Genomic DNA, 18,280 nt, shown 5'->3' on the forward strand with positions numbered 1-18,280 from the left:
AATATTCTTTTGTATAGGAGATATAGTTATGATTAACGTTTTATTTGTCTGCCTTGGGAACATTTGTCGCTCACCGATGGCCGAAGCATTATTCCGTGACTTATTAAAGAAAGAAAACTTAGATGACAAAGTGACAGTTGATTCTGCGGCTACTGGATCATGGCATATTGGAGAACGCCCCCATGAAGGTACGCTTGCTATTTTGGAGAAAAACAATATTTCTTCTGCTGGTATGGCTGGTCGTCAATTGAAAAAAGAAGATTTCGAGCAATTTGAATATATAGTAGGTATGGATAATAGTAATATCATGAATATTTACGAAATGACAGGCCAACCTAATCATCCGAAAATCATACGTCTACTCGATTTAACTGATCATAAAAAAGATGTCCCTGATCCATATTTCACTGGAGACTTCCAGGAGACATATGACCTTGTTACTGACGGTTGCCACGCATTACTTGAAAAAATTCGTAGTGAACACAATTTAACTAATTCATAAGAAAATCCCGCCAATATATCATTTGGCGGGATTTCATTTTTATAACAATTGAGAAATAAAGAACAACCAATCTTTCAAAATTAATTGTTATAATAGATTTATATTTTTTTCAACTTAGGAGGACCACATATGGATTTTGTAGCCATTGATATAGAAACTGCCAACCAATGGCGCGACAGTATTTGTTCGATCGGATTAGTAAAAGTGGTGAATGGAGAAATACAAGACACCCTATATACATATATCAATCCAGAACAACCATTTGATGAATATCATACACATCAACATGGCTTAACAGCGGAAATGGTACAACATGCGCCGACCTTTAAAGAATTCTATCCAACATTATGTCGTTGGTTAAACAATCAATTTGTTGTTGCGCATTATGTCAAATATGATGAAAATGTCATTCAAGAATCATGCGAGAGTATTCAACAACTTTCCCCTTATTGTCGATACGGATGTTCATTCGAGTTAGCACAAAAAGCATTCCCAAATCTATCAAATTATAAATTAACCTCTGTTGCATCTAATTTATCAATCCCATTATCTATGGAGAATGCTGACTTGATTGCTAGCATTGTACTTACAATTAGTAAAATGAAAAATATTCAACAAATAAATAGATTATTTAATTCTACTTTCGAAAATAGTCAAAATGTAACTTTAAGTATGAATGCGCCTTTTTTCAAAGGAAAAACGGTTGTCTTTACAGGTGGCTTACAAGGTATGACTCGTTCCTCTGCTGCACAAAAATTACGGCAAGCTGGCGGTATATTTAGCAATATAGTATCTAAACAGACCAATTATTTAGTCATTAGTCGTAATAGTATTGAACACTCAGAGTCCGGTCATAAAAGTAGTAAATTTCAGAAAGCTGAACATCTTATTGCTACAGGACACTCGATTCAACTTATGCATGAAGAACTTTTTATTGAAAAATTGAAATAGAGTTTGGAATAAGCACTACTGAACAAATTTAATCTAACGAACGTAATATCTGTTATTTCCCAATATAAAAGAGCCAGCATAAAAATGCTGGCTCTTAGCTTCTTGATTTTGCAATAAATTTTAGAAAAACCTCCAGAAGTAGAGGTCTTCCGTTTCTTTATAGATTTCTGCTCCTGATTTTTCTAACACCCTGTGTGATGCAATATTGGTTTTATCAGTATCTGCTATAACAAACCTAACATCAGGCTGATTTAACAACCAACTTTTAATATTATTAACGGCTTCAGTCATATAGCCTTTTCCCTGATATTGAGGAAGAGTGTAATAACCAATAATTACTTCACCATCTTCATTTGGGCGACCTTTTAACATGATACCACCAACTGTACAGTTTTTATCTCTCGATATAATTAGCCAATTGGTGCACCATATATAATCTTGCTGATTCTCCATTACTTTTGATAGCCTGAATTTCAGAGCTAGTTTAAGCTCTTCATTCAAGAATTCATTTGATTCATTTAAAGATAAACTTCTTTCCATTTCTTTTTGATTATCAATTAGTAATTTCAAGTTTTCTGGATTTAATGGGATTAGTTTTAGTCTTTCTGTATTTAATTCAACCATTCTTCCACTCCTATCATAATTTTCACGTCACTTATATAAACTCATAAGCAAAATTATAAATAGGTATTTATTATTGGCAGCAACCTCCAGTATAATTGTTTATTTATTCTATCATCGGAAGAATTACTTTACAATATTTTCAAACTTAAATCATTTGACACATTGAACAAATACCAAATACATATTGAATAATCAATAGATAAGACCGTTGATTTCCGCTACGGTGGACGCTTTCCGCGGGCGGGCGCCAAGTCGCTTCGTCGCTACGCTCCTGCAGGGTCTTGGACTGTCCCGCTTTTCCCGCAGGAGTCGCCACCTCCGTTCCAATCAACTACTCATGTAATAAAACAAATTATTATTCAAACTAGCTTTTTTGATAGTCTACTCTACTTCAACAGCAATGTGTTTGAAATTTACTACATCAAATAATCCGGTATCTGTTAGTTTTATGTCTGGTATTACAGGTAAGCTAATGAACGATAGTGTCAGAAATAGATGAAAGTCTAAATCTGGGTTGAGCTGTAATAATGCTTCATGCAATTCGTACAGTTGTTTTTTGGCAATAGGAGCTGGTTGATCTGTCATTAGCCCTGCAACTGGCAAAGGAAGAGCACTTAATATTTGTCCTTCTGCTACAACAACATAGCCTCCTTGCATATTCTGCAATGCTTCAACAGCAAGTAACATATCCTCGTCATTTGTTCCTAGCACAAGTGCATTGTGAGAATCGTGAGCAACAGTAGTCGCAACAGCTCCCTTTCGAAGTCCAAAGCCATGTGTGATACCAAGACCAATATTCCCAAGTTGATGATGACGTTCAATAACAGCCAACTTCAACATATCATTTTCTACTGAGGGTATGAAAACACCATCTTCAACAGTAACATCAGCTATCAACTTCGTCGTCATAATCTGATTTGGTTGAATTTCAATAACATTCGCTTTTGAGCCTTTAATAAAAGGAATCGCCAGATCGGATTCAGTCAATGCGGGAATATTAACAGATTGCAGAATAGCAGTTGGAACATAATTTTCTCTTTGCTTCTTTTGTAGTATCTGACCATGTTCGGCAACCTTTTTGCCATTTTTCCATACAGTTTTTGGCTCACAACTATTGAGATCTTCGAGTAGAATAAAGTCTGCAATAAATCCTTCCGCTAAAGCACCCTTATGTAGTAGTTGATAGCAATTGGCTGCATTAAGTGTGGCTAATTGGATTGCTTGTAGCGGTTCCATTCCCTCTTCAATTGCGAGTGCAATGTCATAATTAATACTACCCTCTTGCATGAGTTCGTCAAGATGTTTATCATCTGTACAAAATAAGAAGCGATGTGCATTTGTCGGTGTTACTGCAGGTAGTAATGCACGAAGATTTTTGGCTGCAGAACCTTCACGAATGAGTACATACATACCTTGCTTCACACGATTTCTAGCCTCATCTGCCGTTACACATTCATGATCGGTTTGAATACCAGCGGCACGATATCCTCGTATTTGCTGAGGGGATAATCCCGCACCATGGCCATCGATAATTCTCTTAGTAGATTCAGTTTGTTCAATTTTTGCAAGCATCTTTTCATTAGCTTCTAATACGGCTGGAAAATCCATAACTTCAGCTAAACCAAGTACATCTGGATGAGTTAAGAATGGCGCTAAATTCTTAGCTTCTAACACTGCTCCAGAATTTTCAAATGATGTTGAAGGGACACTCGATGGTAGCATTACATGAATATCCATCGCTGCATTTTTAGCATTATCTAACATGTATTGAATCCCATTTACCCCAGAGACGTTAGCAATTTCATGTGGATCTGTAATCACCGTCGTAATTCCATGTGGTAGTAAAATACAGCTAAATTCAGATGGCGTTAACATCGATGATTCAATATGGATATGACCGTCAATAAGGCCTGGAATAACATATCTTCCTTGCGCATCTTCTTCATGCTCTGCTTCAAATTGACCATCAGGATCAATTGCCACAATGTATTCTTCTGAGACAACAACATCAGCCATTCTCCATTGTAAGTTGAATACATCAGCTACCTGAGCATTTCGTAATATAAAATCAGCTTTTACTTTCTTTTGTGAACATAAAATTCTGCGTTGCCTACTAGTTATTTGGGGATTCATCAAGATACCTCCTAATTGTTCTGTAGTAACCTTTTTATATTTATACCATAAATATACTTGCAACAATAATTACTAATGTTAAAAATGGAGTATTTTAGTAATTATTATGAAACTTTCTCTTTCTTCGTTCGTAAACAAATAAAGGGGGTTATCACATGTTCAATCAACCTAAGTTAGTTATTCCCCGTTCTGCTGTGAGAACGACATTTGATATTTTGGCTATCGGAATATTTGTAGTAGCAATTATTTATGGAATTACACAATGGTCTAATCTACCTTCTGAAGTTCCAACACATTATAATGCATTGGGTGTACCAGATGACTGGGGCCCGAGATGGATGTTCTTTTTACCACCAATTATAGGAGTAGTATTATGGTTATTCTGTCATGTACTAGAGCAAAAACCACATTTGCATAACTATAGTACATTAACAGCTGACAATACAGAAAGGCTTTATAAGAATTCTATGTTACTATTAAATTTTGTAAAAAATGAAATTCTATTGTTTTTCGCCTTTAATATGTGGACTGATGTGCATGTAGCCCGTGGTGGTGAAAGTTTTCTTGGAGTCTATGAGATGCCACTTTTCCTTGCTATCCTATTCGGTACGATCATTTTCTTTGTCGTACGATTTTTCAAGCTCAGATAATAGATTAAAAGCTCAAGCCATACAAATTTGGCTTGAGATTTTTTGTATTTTCTTCACTTTGTATACTTCTCCAATTGGAATTTTTTCTTACCGTTTAGTTTCCACAAGACAATCCCTTTCCCTGGAGCAATGTAGTAATGGGAATACGTATCATAGATTTTGTGATCTATTCGAACTTTGACAACTTCATTAAAAGAACCCGCTGCAGTTTTAACTGACATATTTATATCTTGGATTTGCACTTCATCTTGCTCATTTTTCCATTTCTTACCCTTTGTTAATGGGTAGTTCAGTCGAAAACTTGTATGCCCGGTTGGAGATAGATATGTGAAGTACTTACTATTTTCCAAATACGACGTATCCAATCCATTTTTAGACTTTGCTTTAACACCGCCTTTTACTTTTACATAGGATTCGGTACTATTACCATAATATATGTCTTCTTCGTAATTTTTGTAAGTATACTTCCCTATTTTAGGTAGCAAATTCCCCGTCACTTTTTGCAAAGCTTTTTTAGAGTTTAGATAAGTGGCAGAAACATATGCTGTTCCTTTTTTATATTGAATTTTTGACCAACCTTTTGAGGTGCTAATCACTTTCACTGTCTCATTTTTCTTTAAATGACCCAACTTTTTTGAATTTGTTGTAGCTTTCATACGAACGTTTAATACATCTGCTTGTACATATTGTGTCGTGAAACTCGTTTTTGCTTCTATCTTCGGTAGGTTAATGAAACTTACACTACTGATTAAAATCACAATAGCCAAAATATATCTAGATCGCTTCATTTTGGAACTCTCCTCCTATTCAGATCAAAAACCTATTAATTCTATACAATCCATTATATAAAACTAAGTACCCGAAAATATCCAATTTAATCATTTTTTTAAACCTTAAATAAACAGAATTTTCAACTAACTATTAAATTCACTATTTTAATTGGTATATTTACTACCTTGCTCTCCATATATTGATTTTAAAGATTTAATAGTTTCACTTATTTAATTGAAAGGAGGAGAAAGGATGAAAAAAAGTTTAATAATATTGCTATTGATAACGAGTATGATCTTAACAGCATGTGGGGGGGGTGACAGTGATAAGGCTGGGAATGCAGGTGAGTCCACAATTGATCGTGTAAAGAAGGCTGGAAAATTGGTTGTTGGTACGGCTACAGGATATGCACCTTTTGAAATGGTCAATTTGAAAGACGAGTTTGTCGGCTATGATATCGATACCGCGAAAGCAATTGGGAAGGCGTTAGATGTAAAAGTAGAATTTAAAGAATATTCATTTGATGGATTAATAGCTGCCTTGCAAGTTGGTGAAATTGATATGATCGTTTCAGGTATGACAATTACTGGCCCCCGTGCATTGTCTGTTAGTTTCCCGAATCCATATTATCAAACAAAGCAAGTTATGTTATTACCTGATACAGATAAGACAACAAAGTCTTGGAAAGAGCTCGATAAAAAAGGAAAGAAAATTGCAACTATTATTGGGACCACTGGTCAAATTTTTGCTAAAGCAAACTTCAAAAATGCAGAATTCAAAGATTACAGAGAAATGCCGGCTGCAGCTTTAGCGATGTTATCAGGTCAGTTAGATGCCGTAATCTATGACGAGTCTTCAGTACGAATTTGGCAAAAGCAGAATGGGAAATCTCATATTTTAGATGAGAATATTTCGGCTGAAAATTTAGGGATTGCCGTAGCTCATAATGATTTAGTAACAGTCCAATGGCTAAATTCATTCCTCTATAGTTATTTAGGTGGACCACAGGAGTTAGCTTCACGTTCTTACTGGTTTGAAAGTGATGATTGGTACGGAGATATTAATACAAAAATAGAGGCAGAATGACCGGTTAAGTCTGATACTTTGAAGATCTTATTTTATCTTTGTACGTATAAGGTCTTCAATCATTTTAATGCTCTTATATAAGTCATATCAATGGAGGAGTTCCTACACTATGAGATATCAACCTGATTGGAGTGTTATTACAAATAATCTCGATATCTTTTTTAAAGGGATGTATTTGACGCTCGAGATTTCAGCACTATCTTTACTATTTGCTATTCCTATTGGGATTCTTTTCGGAGTTGGTCGGATATCGAAAAATCCTATCATTCGTTTTATTTCTTCCGTCTATGTAGAAGTTATGCGTGGTGTTCCCCTGCTCGTTATATTGATTTGGATTCATCTCGTTCTTGGTCAGTTTTTAAAGCTTGGGGCTTTTTGGGGATCTATTGTTTCTCTCGCTATTTTCTCAGGTTCATTTATAGCAGAAATTGTTCGTGGGGGAATTCAATCTGTTCCAAAAGGACAAATGGAAGCTGCACGTTCATCAGGCATGTCCAATTTTCAAGCTATGCGTTTAATTATATTGCCTCAAGCTTTTAGAAAAACATTACCTCCTATGGCATCGCAATTCATCATTCTTATAAAAGACTCATCTCTCGTTTCAACCATTTCAGCTGTAGACTTAACATTAAAAGCGACAAATCTAGCCGCTATCTCTTATCGTTATATTGAAATATGGACATTCGTTGCTCTGTTATATTTTGCAATGACATTTACATTATCTCTAATCATACGACAGTTTGAAAAACATTGGTTAAAAAGCGAGTATTAAGAAAGGACTGATTGCATGATTTCTATTAACAGTGTCAATAAAAGCTTTGGCAACAATCAAGTTTTAGCAGATATTAACTTAGAGGTAGAAAAATCAAATGTGATTGCATTAATCGGACCAAGTGGTGCAGGAAAATCCACGCTCATCCGAGTGATCAATGCTCTTGAAGAAATTGATAGTGGGGCAATTATAGTAGATGGGACTTCGATTCATGATAAAAAAACGGATATCAATAAAGCCCGTACAAATATCGGTTTCGTATTTCAAAGCTTTAATTTATACCCATTTTTAACAGCGCTTGAAAATGTCACAATAGCTCCTATTAAAGTAAAAGGAATGACAAAATCTGAAGCAGAAAAAATGGGTACTGAGTTACTTAGTTCCCTTGGCTTAGCTGACAAAATACACGTCCACCCCTCTCATCTTTCAGGTGGACAACAACAACGTGTGGCCATTGCACGAGCTTTGGCAATGGATCCACAAATCATGCTTTTCGATGAGCCTACTTCTGCACTAGACCCTGAGATGGTAAAAGAAGTATTGGATGCCATTCGGAAGCTTGCTAAGGAAGGAATGACGATGATTGTTGTGACACATGAAATGGGATTTGCTCGCGAAATATGCGACAAAATTGTTTTTATGGCTGAAGGAAAAATTGTTGAAGTTAATTCACCTGAAAAGTTTTTCACTGCTCCTGAATCTGAACGTGCAAAGACATTTTTATCAAAAGTTTTAAATCACTAATAACGAAATAAAAACTTCTTTTAAAGTATCGATACACCAAATAATCTTGTACTTTAAATTAAAAGATACAAAAGGATAGATAAAGCAAAAAACCTTTATCCATCCTTTTTATAATACAGTTTAGATATAAGATTTCTTATTTTTTTAAACGGCCAAATCAAAATGGAATATTAATTCTTCTCCGTAATCACCTTCAAATCTTGATTCTTGTTCTTTAAATCCAGCTTTTATGTATAAATTAATTGCTGCTATATTTGTATGATGAACTGTTAAAATAATCTCATTCTTTTCAGGGTAGTGCTGTTTTGTTATTGTCGGCAATAATTTCAATACATTTAGAGCAAATCCTTTTCTCTGGAAACGTGAGTCAATAGAGAATGATTTAAAAATAATACTATTTTCATTATTCGTATATATATTCCCTCTTTTATTCGTATAGAGTGCAAAGCAGCCCACTAATTTCCCCTCATAAACTACAATAAATGGCTGATTGTATTGATCCTTCTTAAATTCCTCGATAACATCAATTGGTAACGAAGTATAAATTGCTTGCTCTTCAGGTAAACAGTATTTAATTACTGCTGGATAATCACTTTCTTTAATAGTCTTTATAACTAATTCACTCACCTATGTATCCTCCTATTTTCTAATTTTAACTTTTATTATTTTAACACATAGAATAGTTTCAATATTTCGGTTTCATATTTATTGATGAATATAACAATGATTTTTAGACAATAAAAAAATACACCACAACTAGTATTGTGGTGTACTTTCTAGAAAAATCTGCAACATGTTAAACAAGTAACCTATTCATTTCATTTATTTTTTATCCACAAGTACTAATGCAAGTGTAGCTATTGGACCCAAAAATAAAGATAGTAGAAACCAGTTGAATCCTGAGCGATTCTTCCCTTGCGCAATACCCGCATTTATGAGCATAAGAGTACCCCAACCGACTACATACTGATTATCCATTTTATCCCGACTTTCTTTTTTAATTACTATTTATACGGATAAAGAGGATTGTTAGTTTCAGATTAATACCTAGCTATATTACTAGAACTTCTTCTACACCATTTCGCTTTAATATTTGCTGTGCCTTGTTGCGTATTGCTTCATTATGAAAACAATCTTCGTAAAATACCATACGGCTAGGTTTTTTGCTTGCTAAAATATTAATTTGGTCTAGTGATAGGACCTTTTCAAGACAGATGAATACTGTACCTCCATTGACTGAAAAAACGGTACATCCCCCTAATATGAATCGTTCAATTGGTAGTACTATATCTATTCCTTGCTTGAGAAGCAATTCAAATAATACGTCCTCTTCACTTCTTCCTTGTTTCAAAGGTTTAGTTAAATTTATAGGCATCGGTTCTACATTTGATAGGTACTCTTCCCACATTTTTAAATTCGTCGTATCGAGTTTGAAATTTTTAAAACCTAAATCATGGTGAGTGGAATGTTGTATCTCCCTCTTCATACATACCAACCGCTCTTTACCAAGTTCTGATAATAACGGCTTTCTTCCAACACTCTTTAAATAATCTATAAGTTTTTTAGTTTCTTTTTTAGCTTCACTTGATAATTTCTCTTGTAATTGTTCAAGGTTTTCATTAATTTGCACAAGTATATAACGAAGGGATAAATTACTTTCAATATTATATCGAACAGTCGCTTCACCAAACGTCCCTGAGCCAGAGAAAAAATCCATCACTATATCATCGTCTTTTAAAGCGACCATACTCAAAATTCTTTTAATTAATTTTAAAGGTTTTTTACCGTTTCGATAATCTACGAATCCCTCTTTATCTAAACCGGTTGTTTTAATATCTGCCCAAAAATCACAAGGATGTACGGTTAAATAATCATCAGCAAAAAGTATTTTAATACGTGGTGACTCTACAGCTGTATTATAGTGATTGTTTATAAAATACAGCTTGTTGTTTGGTGTAGTCATTACAAATGCTTGATTGTGATTTGTTTTTCTCTTTTCATCAGCAATAGTTTTAACACTAGCCGCCACTGAAACGGTTCTAATAATTCTCCAAGCATTAGTAAATAAGAATCCTTCAAGATCTCTTTTTTCAATATTGTTCTTTTTAGCAAATTCAGAAACGGGGACCATTTGTATGTTTGCTAAAATGACATCACTTCTTTTAATGTCTTCTATTGTTCTATCTTCATTATCACGAATAGCTTTTAATTCTTCTATTTCTTTTTTACTAATATTTGTGAGAATTGTTTTATATTCATTATCCCATGTACTTTTAGGGATTCTAATTTTTTCAAATGTAGCGTTTCTTTTTTTATAGCAAAGTACATATTCCTTTAATTTAGGAATTTTTCTTTTAACATGCGTCATTTTTACACCTGTTGGTTCAGACATTTTGACAACGATGGTCGTGACAAAATTCTCCTCCCCAAATATTTCATTGCAAATTCGTTTTAAATTATCCACTTCATTATCATCGATGGAGATAAAGATCACCCCTTCATCAGACAATAAGTTACGGGCAATTTTCAACCTCGGATACATCATATTTAACCATTCTGTATGAACTCTTCCACTAGTCACTGCATTCGATTCTAAACTTCCATTCGTATGTTCTTTATAGTTTTTCATCTGGTCACGGAAGTTATCTTTATAAACAAAATTATTTCCAGTATTGTATGGCGGATCAATATAGATAAGCTTTACCCGATTATGATAGCTAGTTTGAAGTAATCGCAATACTTCTAAGTTATCACCTTCAATATAAAGGTTTTTTGTTGTTTCCCAATCTAAACTCCCTGCGATATCAGGTCTTAAAGTTCCTGTCGTTTGCTTTTGGGCTAATTGAATCGCCTCAGTTTTACCATTCCATGTAAAATCAAACCGTTCTTTTTCAGTTTCTATCTGTTCACCTAATAACAATTGAAGCTTTGCAAAATCTATTTTGTTTTCTATACAAATTTCCGGAAAAAGCTCTTTCATTTTTTCAATATTGTCCTGTACATTATGAAAAGATTGGCCATCTAGTTTATCCATATAAATGCACTCCTTTATGTATGTACAACTATTGCGATTACAAGAACTCTCCATTTGACAGTATATTCCCATTGTTATATTAACTATTCAATCATAGCTCACATATGTTTTTTCCTATTTGTTACAATTTCCGTTTACCAGCTGACATTTTTTAAAGATATAGGTTAAAATAGTTCTTAAGTACTTTTTCCCCTGACCTTTGTTCTATTTTTCTAATGAATTAATATAAAGGTGGTTGTGTAAATGCTTTTAACAATTGAAGAATTAAAAAATACAACTCACGCTACTTACCTATCCGGCAAACTCGTAGAGACTATTAAATTTGGGCATGAGCTTGTTGAAAAAGCTATGTTACAACAAGATCGGATTAGTATTCGTTATGGCTATATGTACCTTGCAATTTCATACCATGCATTAGCTGATTTAAAAAATGCATTCCACTATACCTTTTTATACGATGAGTACTGTCAACAAAACAAAGAGGATCTGAGTGATCAGGAGAAAGAAAACCTTTATCTTCTTCTATTTTTTCTTTATGAATATAATGAAAACTGGGAAAAGGCACGGGAAACAATAATATTAAATATGGATTTAGCAAAAAAGCTATATGCTACTGATATGATGAGCAATTGTTTTTGTAATTTAAGCAAGGTAGCGATTGCGGAGCAAAAATATAACGAGGCACATGAATATGCTTTGCAAGGGTTGGATTTAGCATTATCAAAACATGCCGATATTCCCCAGCTTACGTTCCAAGCATTATGTAACCTTGTTGAGGCATCGTTAAAACTAAATCTAGTAAATGATGCTACCAAGTATTTAAGCACATTATCAGCTTGTTTAGACGATTCTAATTCAATCAAGTGGCAAATCCTTTATTATCAATATGTCGGAGAGTTTTATTATTTAAAAGGGCAATTCGAAGTAAGTTACAAAGCCGCAACTACTTGCAAAGAACTAACGTCAAAGGCAGGAAATTTAGCCGCTAAAATTAGAATTATCTCACTGTTAATAGAGCTTTGTGAACGGTTAAATCACTTTGAAGACGGTTATTATTATTACAAAGAATACGTTGATATTTTACATGAATTAAAACGAGCCGCTATTTATAAAACAACCCTTCAGCTTGAAATTCAACATCGTGTGGCAGCTATTCAAGAACGCTCCAACTTAGATGGTTTAACGAATATTTATAATCGCTATCATTTAGAAAACGTAGCAAAAAAGTGGTTATTAGAAGCAGCAAATGAAAAATCGAATGTTACTTGTTTAGTATTTGATATCGATAAATTCAAATCAATAAATGATCAATATGGCCATTTAATTGGCGATGATGTCATTAAGCTAGTCGCAAACACTTGCAAAGAATTATCCAATCTAGAAACAACGTTCGCAGCTCGTTTTGGTGGTGATGAATTTGTCATTTTACTCCGTCACCTAACATCCACTGAGGTAATGGAATTTGCAAATACTCTTAATCATACATTAGCTGCCATGAAGATTCCTATAGAAGACTCTATACTTACATTTACAGTTAGTATGGGCATGGCAACCAACCTTAAAGGCGAGGTTAATTCTTTCCATGAAATCTTCAAAAACGCTGATATCGCATTATATAACGCAAAAGAAAATGGACGAAATCAGATTAGACAGTACGAGTGAGCTATTATTAAAGGCATCACTACTTCATACCACTTTTCAAAATAAGGTATACTTAAACTTCTAATTCAGTAATGGGTCAGAAGTTTATTTTTTATTGAACGTATTATCTTTTTTAAAGGAGTAAAAAAAATTATGGCAGAACTACGAAAAGATGTTTATAATAAAGCGTTTTTCGATCAATTTTGTAAGAAAGTAAAAAGCGTCTATCCATCATTTAACGAACAGCAATTCATGACACTTTTATTTGATGAAGAATGGGAACAACGCGAGTTAAAACAACGAACACGACATATTACTCATACATTAAGGGCTACCTTACCCCCAACTTATCCAGATGCTATCACTGTCTTAAGTCGACTTGTTCCTGAATGCAAAGGTTTTGAGTACTTATTTTTCCCTGATTTTATAGAAGCTTATGGTTTATCGGATTGGGAAACTTCAATTGAAGCATTAAAACTCTTTACACTAACATCCAGCTCCGAATTTGCTGTACGTCCATTTATTGAAAAAGATCCGAAGAAAATGATGTCCATTATGGAAGAATGGGCTAAAGATGAAAATGAGCATGTGCGTAGATTAGCGAGTGAAGGATGTCGACCGCGCCTTCCGTGGGGGCCTGCTTTGAAGATGTTTAAAAAAGACCCTACACCTATTATTCCTATTTTAGAGTTATTAAAGGAAGATGATAGTGAATATGTCCGGAAAAGTGTGGCAAATAATTTAAATGATATAACAAAGGATCATCCAGAATTAGTGAACTCTTTAGGTAAGAATTGGATAGGTCATAACCCTAAAACAGATTGGATTATCAAACATGCTTGTAGAACACTTCTTAGACAAGCAGACCCAACTACACTCGCATTATTCGGATTCCATAACAATCCTATTGTTGAATTAAAAGAATTTGACCTTTCAACAGATCTATTAGCTATTGGGGAAGCATTAACATTTAAGTTTACGTTTACTAATCCCACTACAGATGCAGCAAAACTTAGGATTGAGTATGGCATTGATTTTATGAAAGCAAATGGTATAACTCGTAGAAAGCTTTTTAAGATAACAGAAAATACGTATCTACCTGGTGAATATACTTATACTAGAAGTCATTCCTTTAAACAGTTATCTACTAGAAAACATTATCCAGGTGAACATAGAATAGCAATTTTTATTAATGGTGTAGAAATGACTGGAATTGAGTTTGTATTGACGGAAGAAAAAAACTAGGATTATTTTCAATACTTTCATATGCTCATAGTTAATTATTTAGAGGCGCAGCCAACTATACTTTAGGCTATTAATTAATACTTCTTACTAATAAAAAACAGATTCTCGTAACTGAGAATCTGTTTTTTGCTCATTTATATATTTAAAAAAGCTTTTAATTCATCCATTTGTTTTGCGGCTTTCTTATAGCCCATATCATAATTTGCTCGCATCTGAGTTAAATCTTTTTCGAAACTATTTAACGGTGCATCTGGCCTGAAAATAAAGGCTCTTCCCTCTTTTTCCAAGCGTTCACAATAATCGAGCGAGGCATTATAATGCTCCACACGTTGTTCCATGCTTTTTACTAAATTGGGGTATCGTTTACGAAGGAGCTTCATGACTAATTTACTTTGACGATCTATTACTTTTCGATATCCTTTTGGTCGGGTTAACACAAGCACATGCTTTCCAAAACCTTCGTCTACTAAATGCTGAATAGGAATTGGATCTGCTAATCCCCCATCATAGTATGGAATACCATTTATTTTAATCTCTGGGAACAATACTGGAATCGCACAAGTTGCGCGCAATAACGTACACTCCTTATCCATATCAAGTGCGTCCATATATTCTATAGCCCCTGTATACGCATTTGTTACACCAAATTTTACTGTTCCCTCGAATTGTTGGAATCTATCCCAGTCAAATTTATCTAGCTCATTTGGAATTATATTGTAAGCAAAGTTTAATCCAAATAAACTTCTTTCTCGCCAAAAATTACGAATGCCTATATAGCGTTTGTCATGACGATAATTAACAAGGACGCGAAGTGAACGCTCTTTTTGCTCTGACACATACGAACAGGCATTAATAGCCCCTGCCGATATACCGACAACATGTGGCATCATAATCTCTTCATCTAAAAAAGCATCGAGTACGCCTGACGTAAATAACGTACGGAATGTTCCACCCTCAAGCACTAAACTTGTATCCTTCACATTGACCTGCATTGAATCACTCTTTCACTATATTTCTATTATTATTTTATCATATCACTTCCACTTAAAATTAAACGAGGTTGGATTCAAACTCTTCTTGATGTAATTGGACTAATCAGCTGTAAATTAGGCTTATTATTATGCAGATAGAATAATAGAAATGTAACTAATTCCCCGGTCAACTCTTCCCTATTGTGAAATCATCGCATTCGATAGCACAACATATTTGAATATTAATAAAAAGGCTAAATCCTTAATGTTTTCTAAAATGGTAATCAAATAATCAGCTCCTTTTAGGTTTTGCACTAAGAGAACTATTCTGTAAATATTTCCAAAACCCTTTGTATTTAGGTAATTTAAGCTTCTTCAAAACAATAATCAACTCAGACAAATCCAAATAAAAAGAAAAAGGGTAGCCCTCATAGCCCAGTTTTCACCGACTTTTTGGACTGCCCTTTTTTACATGACCATTACTTCACTTTCACGCTAAGTTTGCTACTTTTATTTCCTGCTTCATCTTTTGCGTAAATTGATAGTTTAGTATTTGCTTTTTGTTTTTTTATTTTCACACTGAAATTGCCTTTGCTACTTGCTTTAGCTGAGCCAATTTTTTTGTGTTTACTATTGTAGATTGTAATTGTTGCTTTTGCTTCAGTTTTACCTTTTACTTTTGTAGTTTTCGATGTGATTTTAGATACTGTTGGTTTTTTCGGTGCAATTTTATCTTTTACAATAATTGTTTTTGATACGCCTTTATTACCTACTGTATCTTTAGTTTTTACGACTAATTTTACGTTTGCTTTTTGTTTTGTAATCTTAAGCGCATAGTTACCTTTGCTACTTGCTTTTGTTGATGTAAGTAGTTTAGAGCCTTTATAAATAGAAACGGTTGCTCTAGCTTCTGTAGTCCCTTTTACAGAAGTTGTTTTGTTTGAAATTGTTCCTACTGTAAGTTTTGTTGGTCCAATTTTATCTAATACAGTTATTGTTTTTGTTACTCCAGCATTGCCAGCTTCGTCTGCAGTCTTTACTACTAAATTCACATTTGCCTTTTGTGCTGGAATCTTTAACGTGAAAGTTCCTTTACTGTTAGCTTTTGTTGATGCAAGTAGTTTAGTTCCATTGTATATTGAGACTGTTGCATTTGCTTCTGTTGTTCCTGTTACGGAAGTTGTTTTGTTTGAAATTGTTCCCACTGTAAGTTCAGTTGGGCCCTCAGTATCTGGATTTTCCACTGGTGGATTCGTATCCGGTATTTCCCCAGCTGCTAATCTTGCAAATGTTGAATTTCCATTCAATGCGTCTGCTAACGCAATGATTACTTGTTCAGTAGCCATTAAGTTGGTTTTAGTGTCTTTGATCATCCATTTAAATGAACCGTCTTCTAATTGATAATCATCAATCATTTTTTCAAGGATGTTAACTTTTTTACCGTTTTTTTCATAGCTCCATTTGTCAGCTGTTAAATCTTCTCCAGCTGTAGCTAGTCCCATAATAATACTTGCCATTGAGTTTGTATTATCTACAAAACCATCTTTTTGATATTTTGCATGAATACCATCAACTGCTTTTTTAATTGACTCGTTAATTGTTTTATTGGACTTATCAGCATCATTTAATAACGTTAATGCAGTTAAATTCCAACCTGTTACATCTAAATCATCAGATGAACCAAATCCAGAGAATAATCCTGAATTATTTTGTTTCTTTAAAATCACTTCTAAATGTTTGGCTTTATCATAGTTTGCATTTGCTAATCCTAGCGCTATTGATGCCCAAGATTCACCGTATGCAGTAAAAAAGCTACCATCAGCTTTTTGTTTGTTTTGTAAATCTTCAACAATGTTGCGTTGTCCAAGGTTGGTTGGATCTAACCCTAGAATATAGGCGCCTATAATAGTACCTGCATCTTCATTTGAAGTGCTTGAAGCAGCCGTTTTAGGTTTCACCCAATAAGATTTTTCACTAGTAACTTCTGAGCCCTCTGCCCATTTGTAGTTTTTAATATCCATACCTAATGCATACATTGCGGATAATGACCAGTAGCCACTGTGTGAACTAATTACCCTAGAACTAATAGTTTGGTTGTTAGTAATATAATATTGTTTTGCCTTTTCTAGTGAGTTCACTAGTTTTTCTTTGATTACTTGCGGTGATGTTGTTTGAGATGCATTGTCATTGTTTACTACCGTAATATTTTCAGCTTGAGCTGTAAACGGCGATAGTAATGAAAGTAGCATAACAAAAGCTAACATCATACTGAATGAACGTTTCAACATTTGAATTCCTCCGATTTTATTAAGGTTTGTTGGATTCGGAATTCGGCTTTTTCATGCTAATCTTTATATAACTTTCACTTATTGATGAAATTTAAAAGTTCTTAACAATGAAAAAAGCTATTTCTCCATAGAGAAATAGCATAAATACAAAGAAATATAGGACAACAGTATTGTCTAATATAGATTGTTTTGCCGTAATCTCACTTTATTCCGAAGAGTAGATATACGCTTTGAATTAGATAGGTCTCCTGGCTTATGCTTCAATTTACTTTAAGGACCTTCCCGTATAAAACAGTGGTATTTCCTTATTTCATCAACATTTACAGTTGCGGATACAGCTTCGGTATTTCACCGAATTCCCTTTTATGTATGTACTACACCTAATTCCGGCATACAATATTCACTTACTATTAATTTATCATAATATTAAAAATTAATCTATTGAAGAATGATTTATTTTTGACATTTTATCCATTTCACATCAAATACTTACATAAAACAACGGAAGAATGTATTTATCTTAATTTCAAAATTGTATTTTTCAATGAATCTATCAGTATGTGAACCCCATGACTCCTATTAAACATGTTAAAATAGAAAATAATACTATTTTAATAGTGTAAATGGATAAAGGAGGCACTAGATGGCTAATTTTGGAGATATAATTATACTATTCGTTGTCATTGCTTTAATTTTATTAGGTACGATTTCTTTTATGCTATTTATTAGAAGAATCATAATAAATACAACACCAAAGAATGAATCTACCGAACTAAATGAAAAATTGGATAGGATTATCATGTTATTGGAAAAACAATCTAAATAATTATTATTCATTATAAAAAACTAGTTGCCGAATCTTACAAAA

General features: G+C 33.8%; 17 protein-coding genes and 1 riboswitch. Of the genes, 9 read left to right on the forward strand and 8 right to left on the reverse strand.

Going from position 1 to position 18,280, the window contains the following annotated elements; translation table 11 throughout:
- Positions 1-28: 28 nt before the first annotated feature.
- Positions 29-502 carry a low molecular weight protein-tyrosine-phosphatase gene (locus AMD00_RS10205; RefSeq protein WP_053416974.1) on the forward strand — a complete coding sequence of 158 codons (474 nt, stop codon included), beginning with the start codon at positions 29-31 and terminating at the stop codon, positions 500-502.
- Between the two features lie 129 nt (positions 503-631).
- Positions 632-1,453 carry an exonuclease domain-containing protein gene (locus AMD00_RS10210; RefSeq protein ID WP_053416975.1) on the forward strand — a complete coding sequence of 274 codons (822 nt, stop codon included), beginning with the start codon at positions 632-634 and terminating at the stop codon, positions 1,451-1,453.
- Between the two features lie 120 nt (positions 1,454-1,573).
- On the opposite strand, the gene AMD00_RS10215 is transcribed toward AMD00_RS10210, so the two are convergent.
- Together AMD00_RS10215 and ade are read right to left on the reverse strand one after the other, a co-directional pair.
- Positions 1,574-2,077, reverse strand: a complete 504-nt coding sequence (locus tag AMD00_RS10215) for a GNAT family N-acetyltransferase (RefSeq protein WP_053416976.1) — start codon at positions 2,075-2,077, stop codon at positions 1,574-1,576.
- Between the two features lie 381 nt (positions 2,078-2,458).
- Complete coding sequence (gene ade, locus AMD00_RS10220) at positions 2,459-4,210, reverse strand: adenine deaminase (protein ID WP_053416977.1); 1,752 nt, start codon at positions 4,208-4,210, stop codon at positions 2,459-2,461.
- Positions 4,211-4,365: 155 nt separating this feature from the next.
- Here ade and AMD00_RS10225 point away from each other — a divergent pair, with 155 nt between their 5' ends.
- Positions 4,366-4,860, forward strand: coding sequence for a DUF1648 domain-containing protein (locus AMD00_RS10225; protein WP_053416978.1), 495 nt, complete (start codon positions 4,366-4,368; stop codon positions 4,858-4,860).
- A 53-nt stretch (positions 4,861-4,913) separates the two neighbouring features.
- Here the strand turns inward: AMD00_RS10225 and AMD00_RS10230 are convergent, their stop codons facing one another.
- Positions 4,914-5,648, reverse strand: coding sequence for an SH3 domain-containing protein (locus AMD00_RS10230; protein ID WP_053416979.1), 735 nt, complete (start codon positions 5,646-5,648; stop codon positions 4,914-4,916).
- Positions 5,649-5,883: 235 nt separating this feature from the next.
- Here AMD00_RS10230 and AMD00_RS10235 point away from each other — a divergent pair, with 235 nt between their 5' ends.
- The 3 genes from AMD00_RS10235 to AMD00_RS10245 all read left to right on the forward strand — a co-directional run bounded on the left by AMD00_RS10235 (position 5,884) and on the right by AMD00_RS10245 (position 8,233).
- Complete coding sequence (locus AMD00_RS10235; protein WP_083446204.1) at positions 5,884-6,717, forward strand: transporter substrate-binding domain-containing protein; 834 nt, start codon at positions 5,884-5,886, stop codon at positions 6,715-6,717.
- Between the two features lie 109 nt (positions 6,718-6,826).
- Positions 6,827-7,489: an amino acid ABC transporter permease gene (locus AMD00_RS10240; protein ID WP_053416980.1), complete on the forward strand. Its 663-nt coding sequence runs from the start codon at positions 6,827-6,829 to the stop codon at positions 7,487-7,489.
- 15 nt (positions 7,490-7,504) lie between these two features.
- Positions 7,505-8,233, forward strand: coding sequence for an amino acid ABC transporter ATP-binding protein (locus tag AMD00_RS10245; protein WP_053416981.1), 729 nt, complete (start codon positions 7,505-7,507; stop codon positions 8,231-8,233).
- A 144-nt stretch (positions 8,234-8,377) separates the two neighbouring features.
- Here the strand turns inward: AMD00_RS10245 and AMD00_RS10250 are convergent, their stop codons facing one another.
- From AMD00_RS10250 to AMD00_RS10255, 3 genes are all read right to left on the reverse strand, one after another.
- Positions 8,378-8,860: a GNAT family N-acetyltransferase gene (locus tag AMD00_RS10250; RefSeq protein ID WP_053416982.1), complete on the reverse strand. Its 483-nt coding sequence runs from the start codon at positions 8,858-8,860 to the stop codon at positions 8,378-8,380.
- A gap of 195 nt (positions 8,861-9,055) precedes the next feature.
- A complete protein-coding gene (locus AMD00_RS23535; protein WP_169786346.1) occupies positions 9,056-9,211 on the reverse strand; it encodes a hypothetical protein in 156 nt (51 codons plus the stop codon).
- A gap of 73 nt (positions 9,212-9,284) precedes the next feature.
- Complete coding sequence (locus AMD00_RS10255) at positions 9,285-11,267, reverse strand: site-specific DNA-methyltransferase (RefSeq protein ID WP_053416983.1); 1,983 nt, start codon at positions 11,265-11,267, stop codon at positions 9,285-9,287.
- A 243-nt stretch (positions 11,268-11,510) separates the two neighbouring features.
- Here AMD00_RS10255 and AMD00_RS10260 point away from each other — a divergent pair, with 243 nt between their 5' ends.
- Both AMD00_RS10260 and AMD00_RS10265 read left to right on the forward strand, forming a co-directional pair.
- Positions 11,511-12,929 carry a GGDEF domain-containing protein gene (locus AMD00_RS10260; protein WP_053416984.1) on the forward strand — a complete coding sequence of 473 codons (1,419 nt, stop codon included), beginning with the start codon at positions 11,511-11,513 and terminating at the stop codon, positions 12,927-12,929.
- Between the two features lie 132 nt (positions 12,930-13,061).
- Positions 13,062-14,153 carry a DNA alkylation repair protein gene (locus tag AMD00_RS10265; RefSeq protein ID WP_053416985.1) on the forward strand — a complete coding sequence of 364 codons (1,092 nt, stop codon included), beginning with the start codon at positions 13,062-13,064 and terminating at the stop codon, positions 14,151-14,153.
- 134 nt (positions 14,154-14,287) lie between these two features.
- On the opposite strand, the gene AMD00_RS10270 is transcribed toward AMD00_RS10265, so the two are convergent.
- Together AMD00_RS10270 and AMD00_RS10275 are read right to left on the reverse strand one after the other, a co-directional pair.
- The gene (locus tag AMD00_RS10270) at positions 14,288-15,145 is read right to left on the reverse strand and encodes a patatin-like phospholipase family protein (RefSeq protein WP_053416986.1); all 858 of its coding nucleotides are present in this window, start codon (positions 15,143-15,145) and stop codon (positions 14,288-14,290) included.
- 458 nt (positions 15,146-15,603) lie between these two features.
- On the reverse strand, positions 15,604-17,412 hold the full coding sequence (locus AMD00_RS10275) for an Ig-like domain-containing protein (RefSeq protein ID WP_053416987.1): 1,809 nt from the start codon (positions 17,410-17,412) through the stop codon (positions 15,604-15,606).
- Positions 17,413-17,633: 221 nt separating this feature from the next.
- A riboswitch (cobalamin riboswitch) is annotated at positions 17,634-17,811 on the reverse strand.
- Positions 17,812-18,055: 244 nt separating this feature from the next.
- Here AMD00_RS10275 and AMD00_RS10280 point away from each other — a divergent pair.
- Positions 18,056-18,238 carry a DUF4083 family protein gene (locus tag AMD00_RS10280; RefSeq protein WP_053416988.1) on the forward strand — a complete coding sequence of 61 codons (183 nt, stop codon included), beginning with the start codon at positions 18,056-18,058 and terminating at the stop codon, positions 18,236-18,238.
- The last annotated feature ends 42 nt before the right edge of the window (positions 18,239-18,280 follow it).

The sequence above is a fragment of the Viridibacillus arvi genome, assembly GCF_001274945.1.
GTDB lineage: Bacteria > Bacillota > Bacilli > Bacillales_A > Planococcaceae > Viridibacillus > Viridibacillus arvi.

Excerpts from the sequence above, each read along its gene's own strand:
- AMD00_RS10205 (WP_053416974.1), top strand. The coding sequence starts at position 29 with ATGATTAACGTTTTATTTGTCTGCCTTGGGAACATTTGTCGCTCACCG.
- AMD00_RS10210 (WP_053416975.1), top strand. The coding sequence starts at position 632 with ATGGATTTTGTAGCCATTGATATAGAAACTGCCAACCAATGGCGCGAC.
- AMD00_RS10215 (WP_053416976.1), bottom strand. The coding sequence starts at position 2,077 with ATGGTTGAATTAAATACAGAAAGACTAAAACTAATCCCATTAAATCCA.
- ade (WP_053416977.1), bottom strand. The coding sequence starts at position 4,210 with ATGAATCCCCAAATAACTAGTAGGCAACGCAGAATTTTATGTTCACAA.
- AMD00_RS10225 (WP_053416978.1), top strand. The coding sequence starts at position 4,366 with ATGTTCAATCAACCTAAGTTAGTTATTCCCCGTTCTGCTGTGAGAACG.
- AMD00_RS10230 (WP_053416979.1), bottom strand. The coding sequence starts at position 5,648 with ATGAAGCGATCTAGATATATTTTGGCTATTGTGATTTTAATCAGTAGT.
- AMD00_RS10235 (WP_083446204.1), top strand. The coding sequence starts at position 5,884 with ATGAAAAAAAGTTTAATAATATTGCTATTGATAACGAGTATGATCTTA.
- AMD00_RS10240 (WP_053416980.1), top strand. The coding sequence starts at position 6,827 with ATGAGATATCAACCTGATTGGAGTGTTATTACAAATAATCTCGATATC.
- AMD00_RS10245 (WP_053416981.1), top strand. The coding sequence starts at position 7,505 with ATGATTTCTATTAACAGTGTCAATAAAAGCTTTGGCAACAATCAAGTT.
- AMD00_RS23535 (WP_169786346.1), bottom strand. The coding sequence starts at position 9,211 with ATGGATAATCAGTATGTAGTCGGTTGGGGTACTCTTATGCTCATAAAT.
- AMD00_RS10255 (WP_053416983.1), bottom strand. The coding sequence starts at position 11,267 with ATGGATAAACTAGATGGCCAATCTTTTCATAATGTACAGGACAATATT.
- AMD00_RS10260 (WP_053416984.1), top strand. The coding sequence starts at position 11,511 with ATGCTTTTAACAATTGAAGAATTAAAAAATACAACTCACGCTACTTAC.
- AMD00_RS10265 (WP_053416985.1), top strand. The coding sequence starts at position 13,062 with ATGGCAGAACTACGAAAAGATGTTTATAATAAAGCGTTTTTCGATCAA.
- AMD00_RS10270 (WP_053416986.1), bottom strand. The coding sequence starts at position 15,145 with ATGCAGGTCAATGTGAAGGATACAAGTTTAGTGCTTGAGGGTGGAACA.
- AMD00_RS10275 (WP_053416987.1), bottom strand. The coding sequence starts at position 17,412 with ATGTTGAAACGTTCATTCAGTATGATGTTAGCTTTTGTTATGCTACTT.
- AMD00_RS10280 (WP_053416988.1), top strand. The coding sequence starts at position 18,056 with ATGGCTAATTTTGGAGATATAATTATACTATTCGTTGTCATTGCTTTA.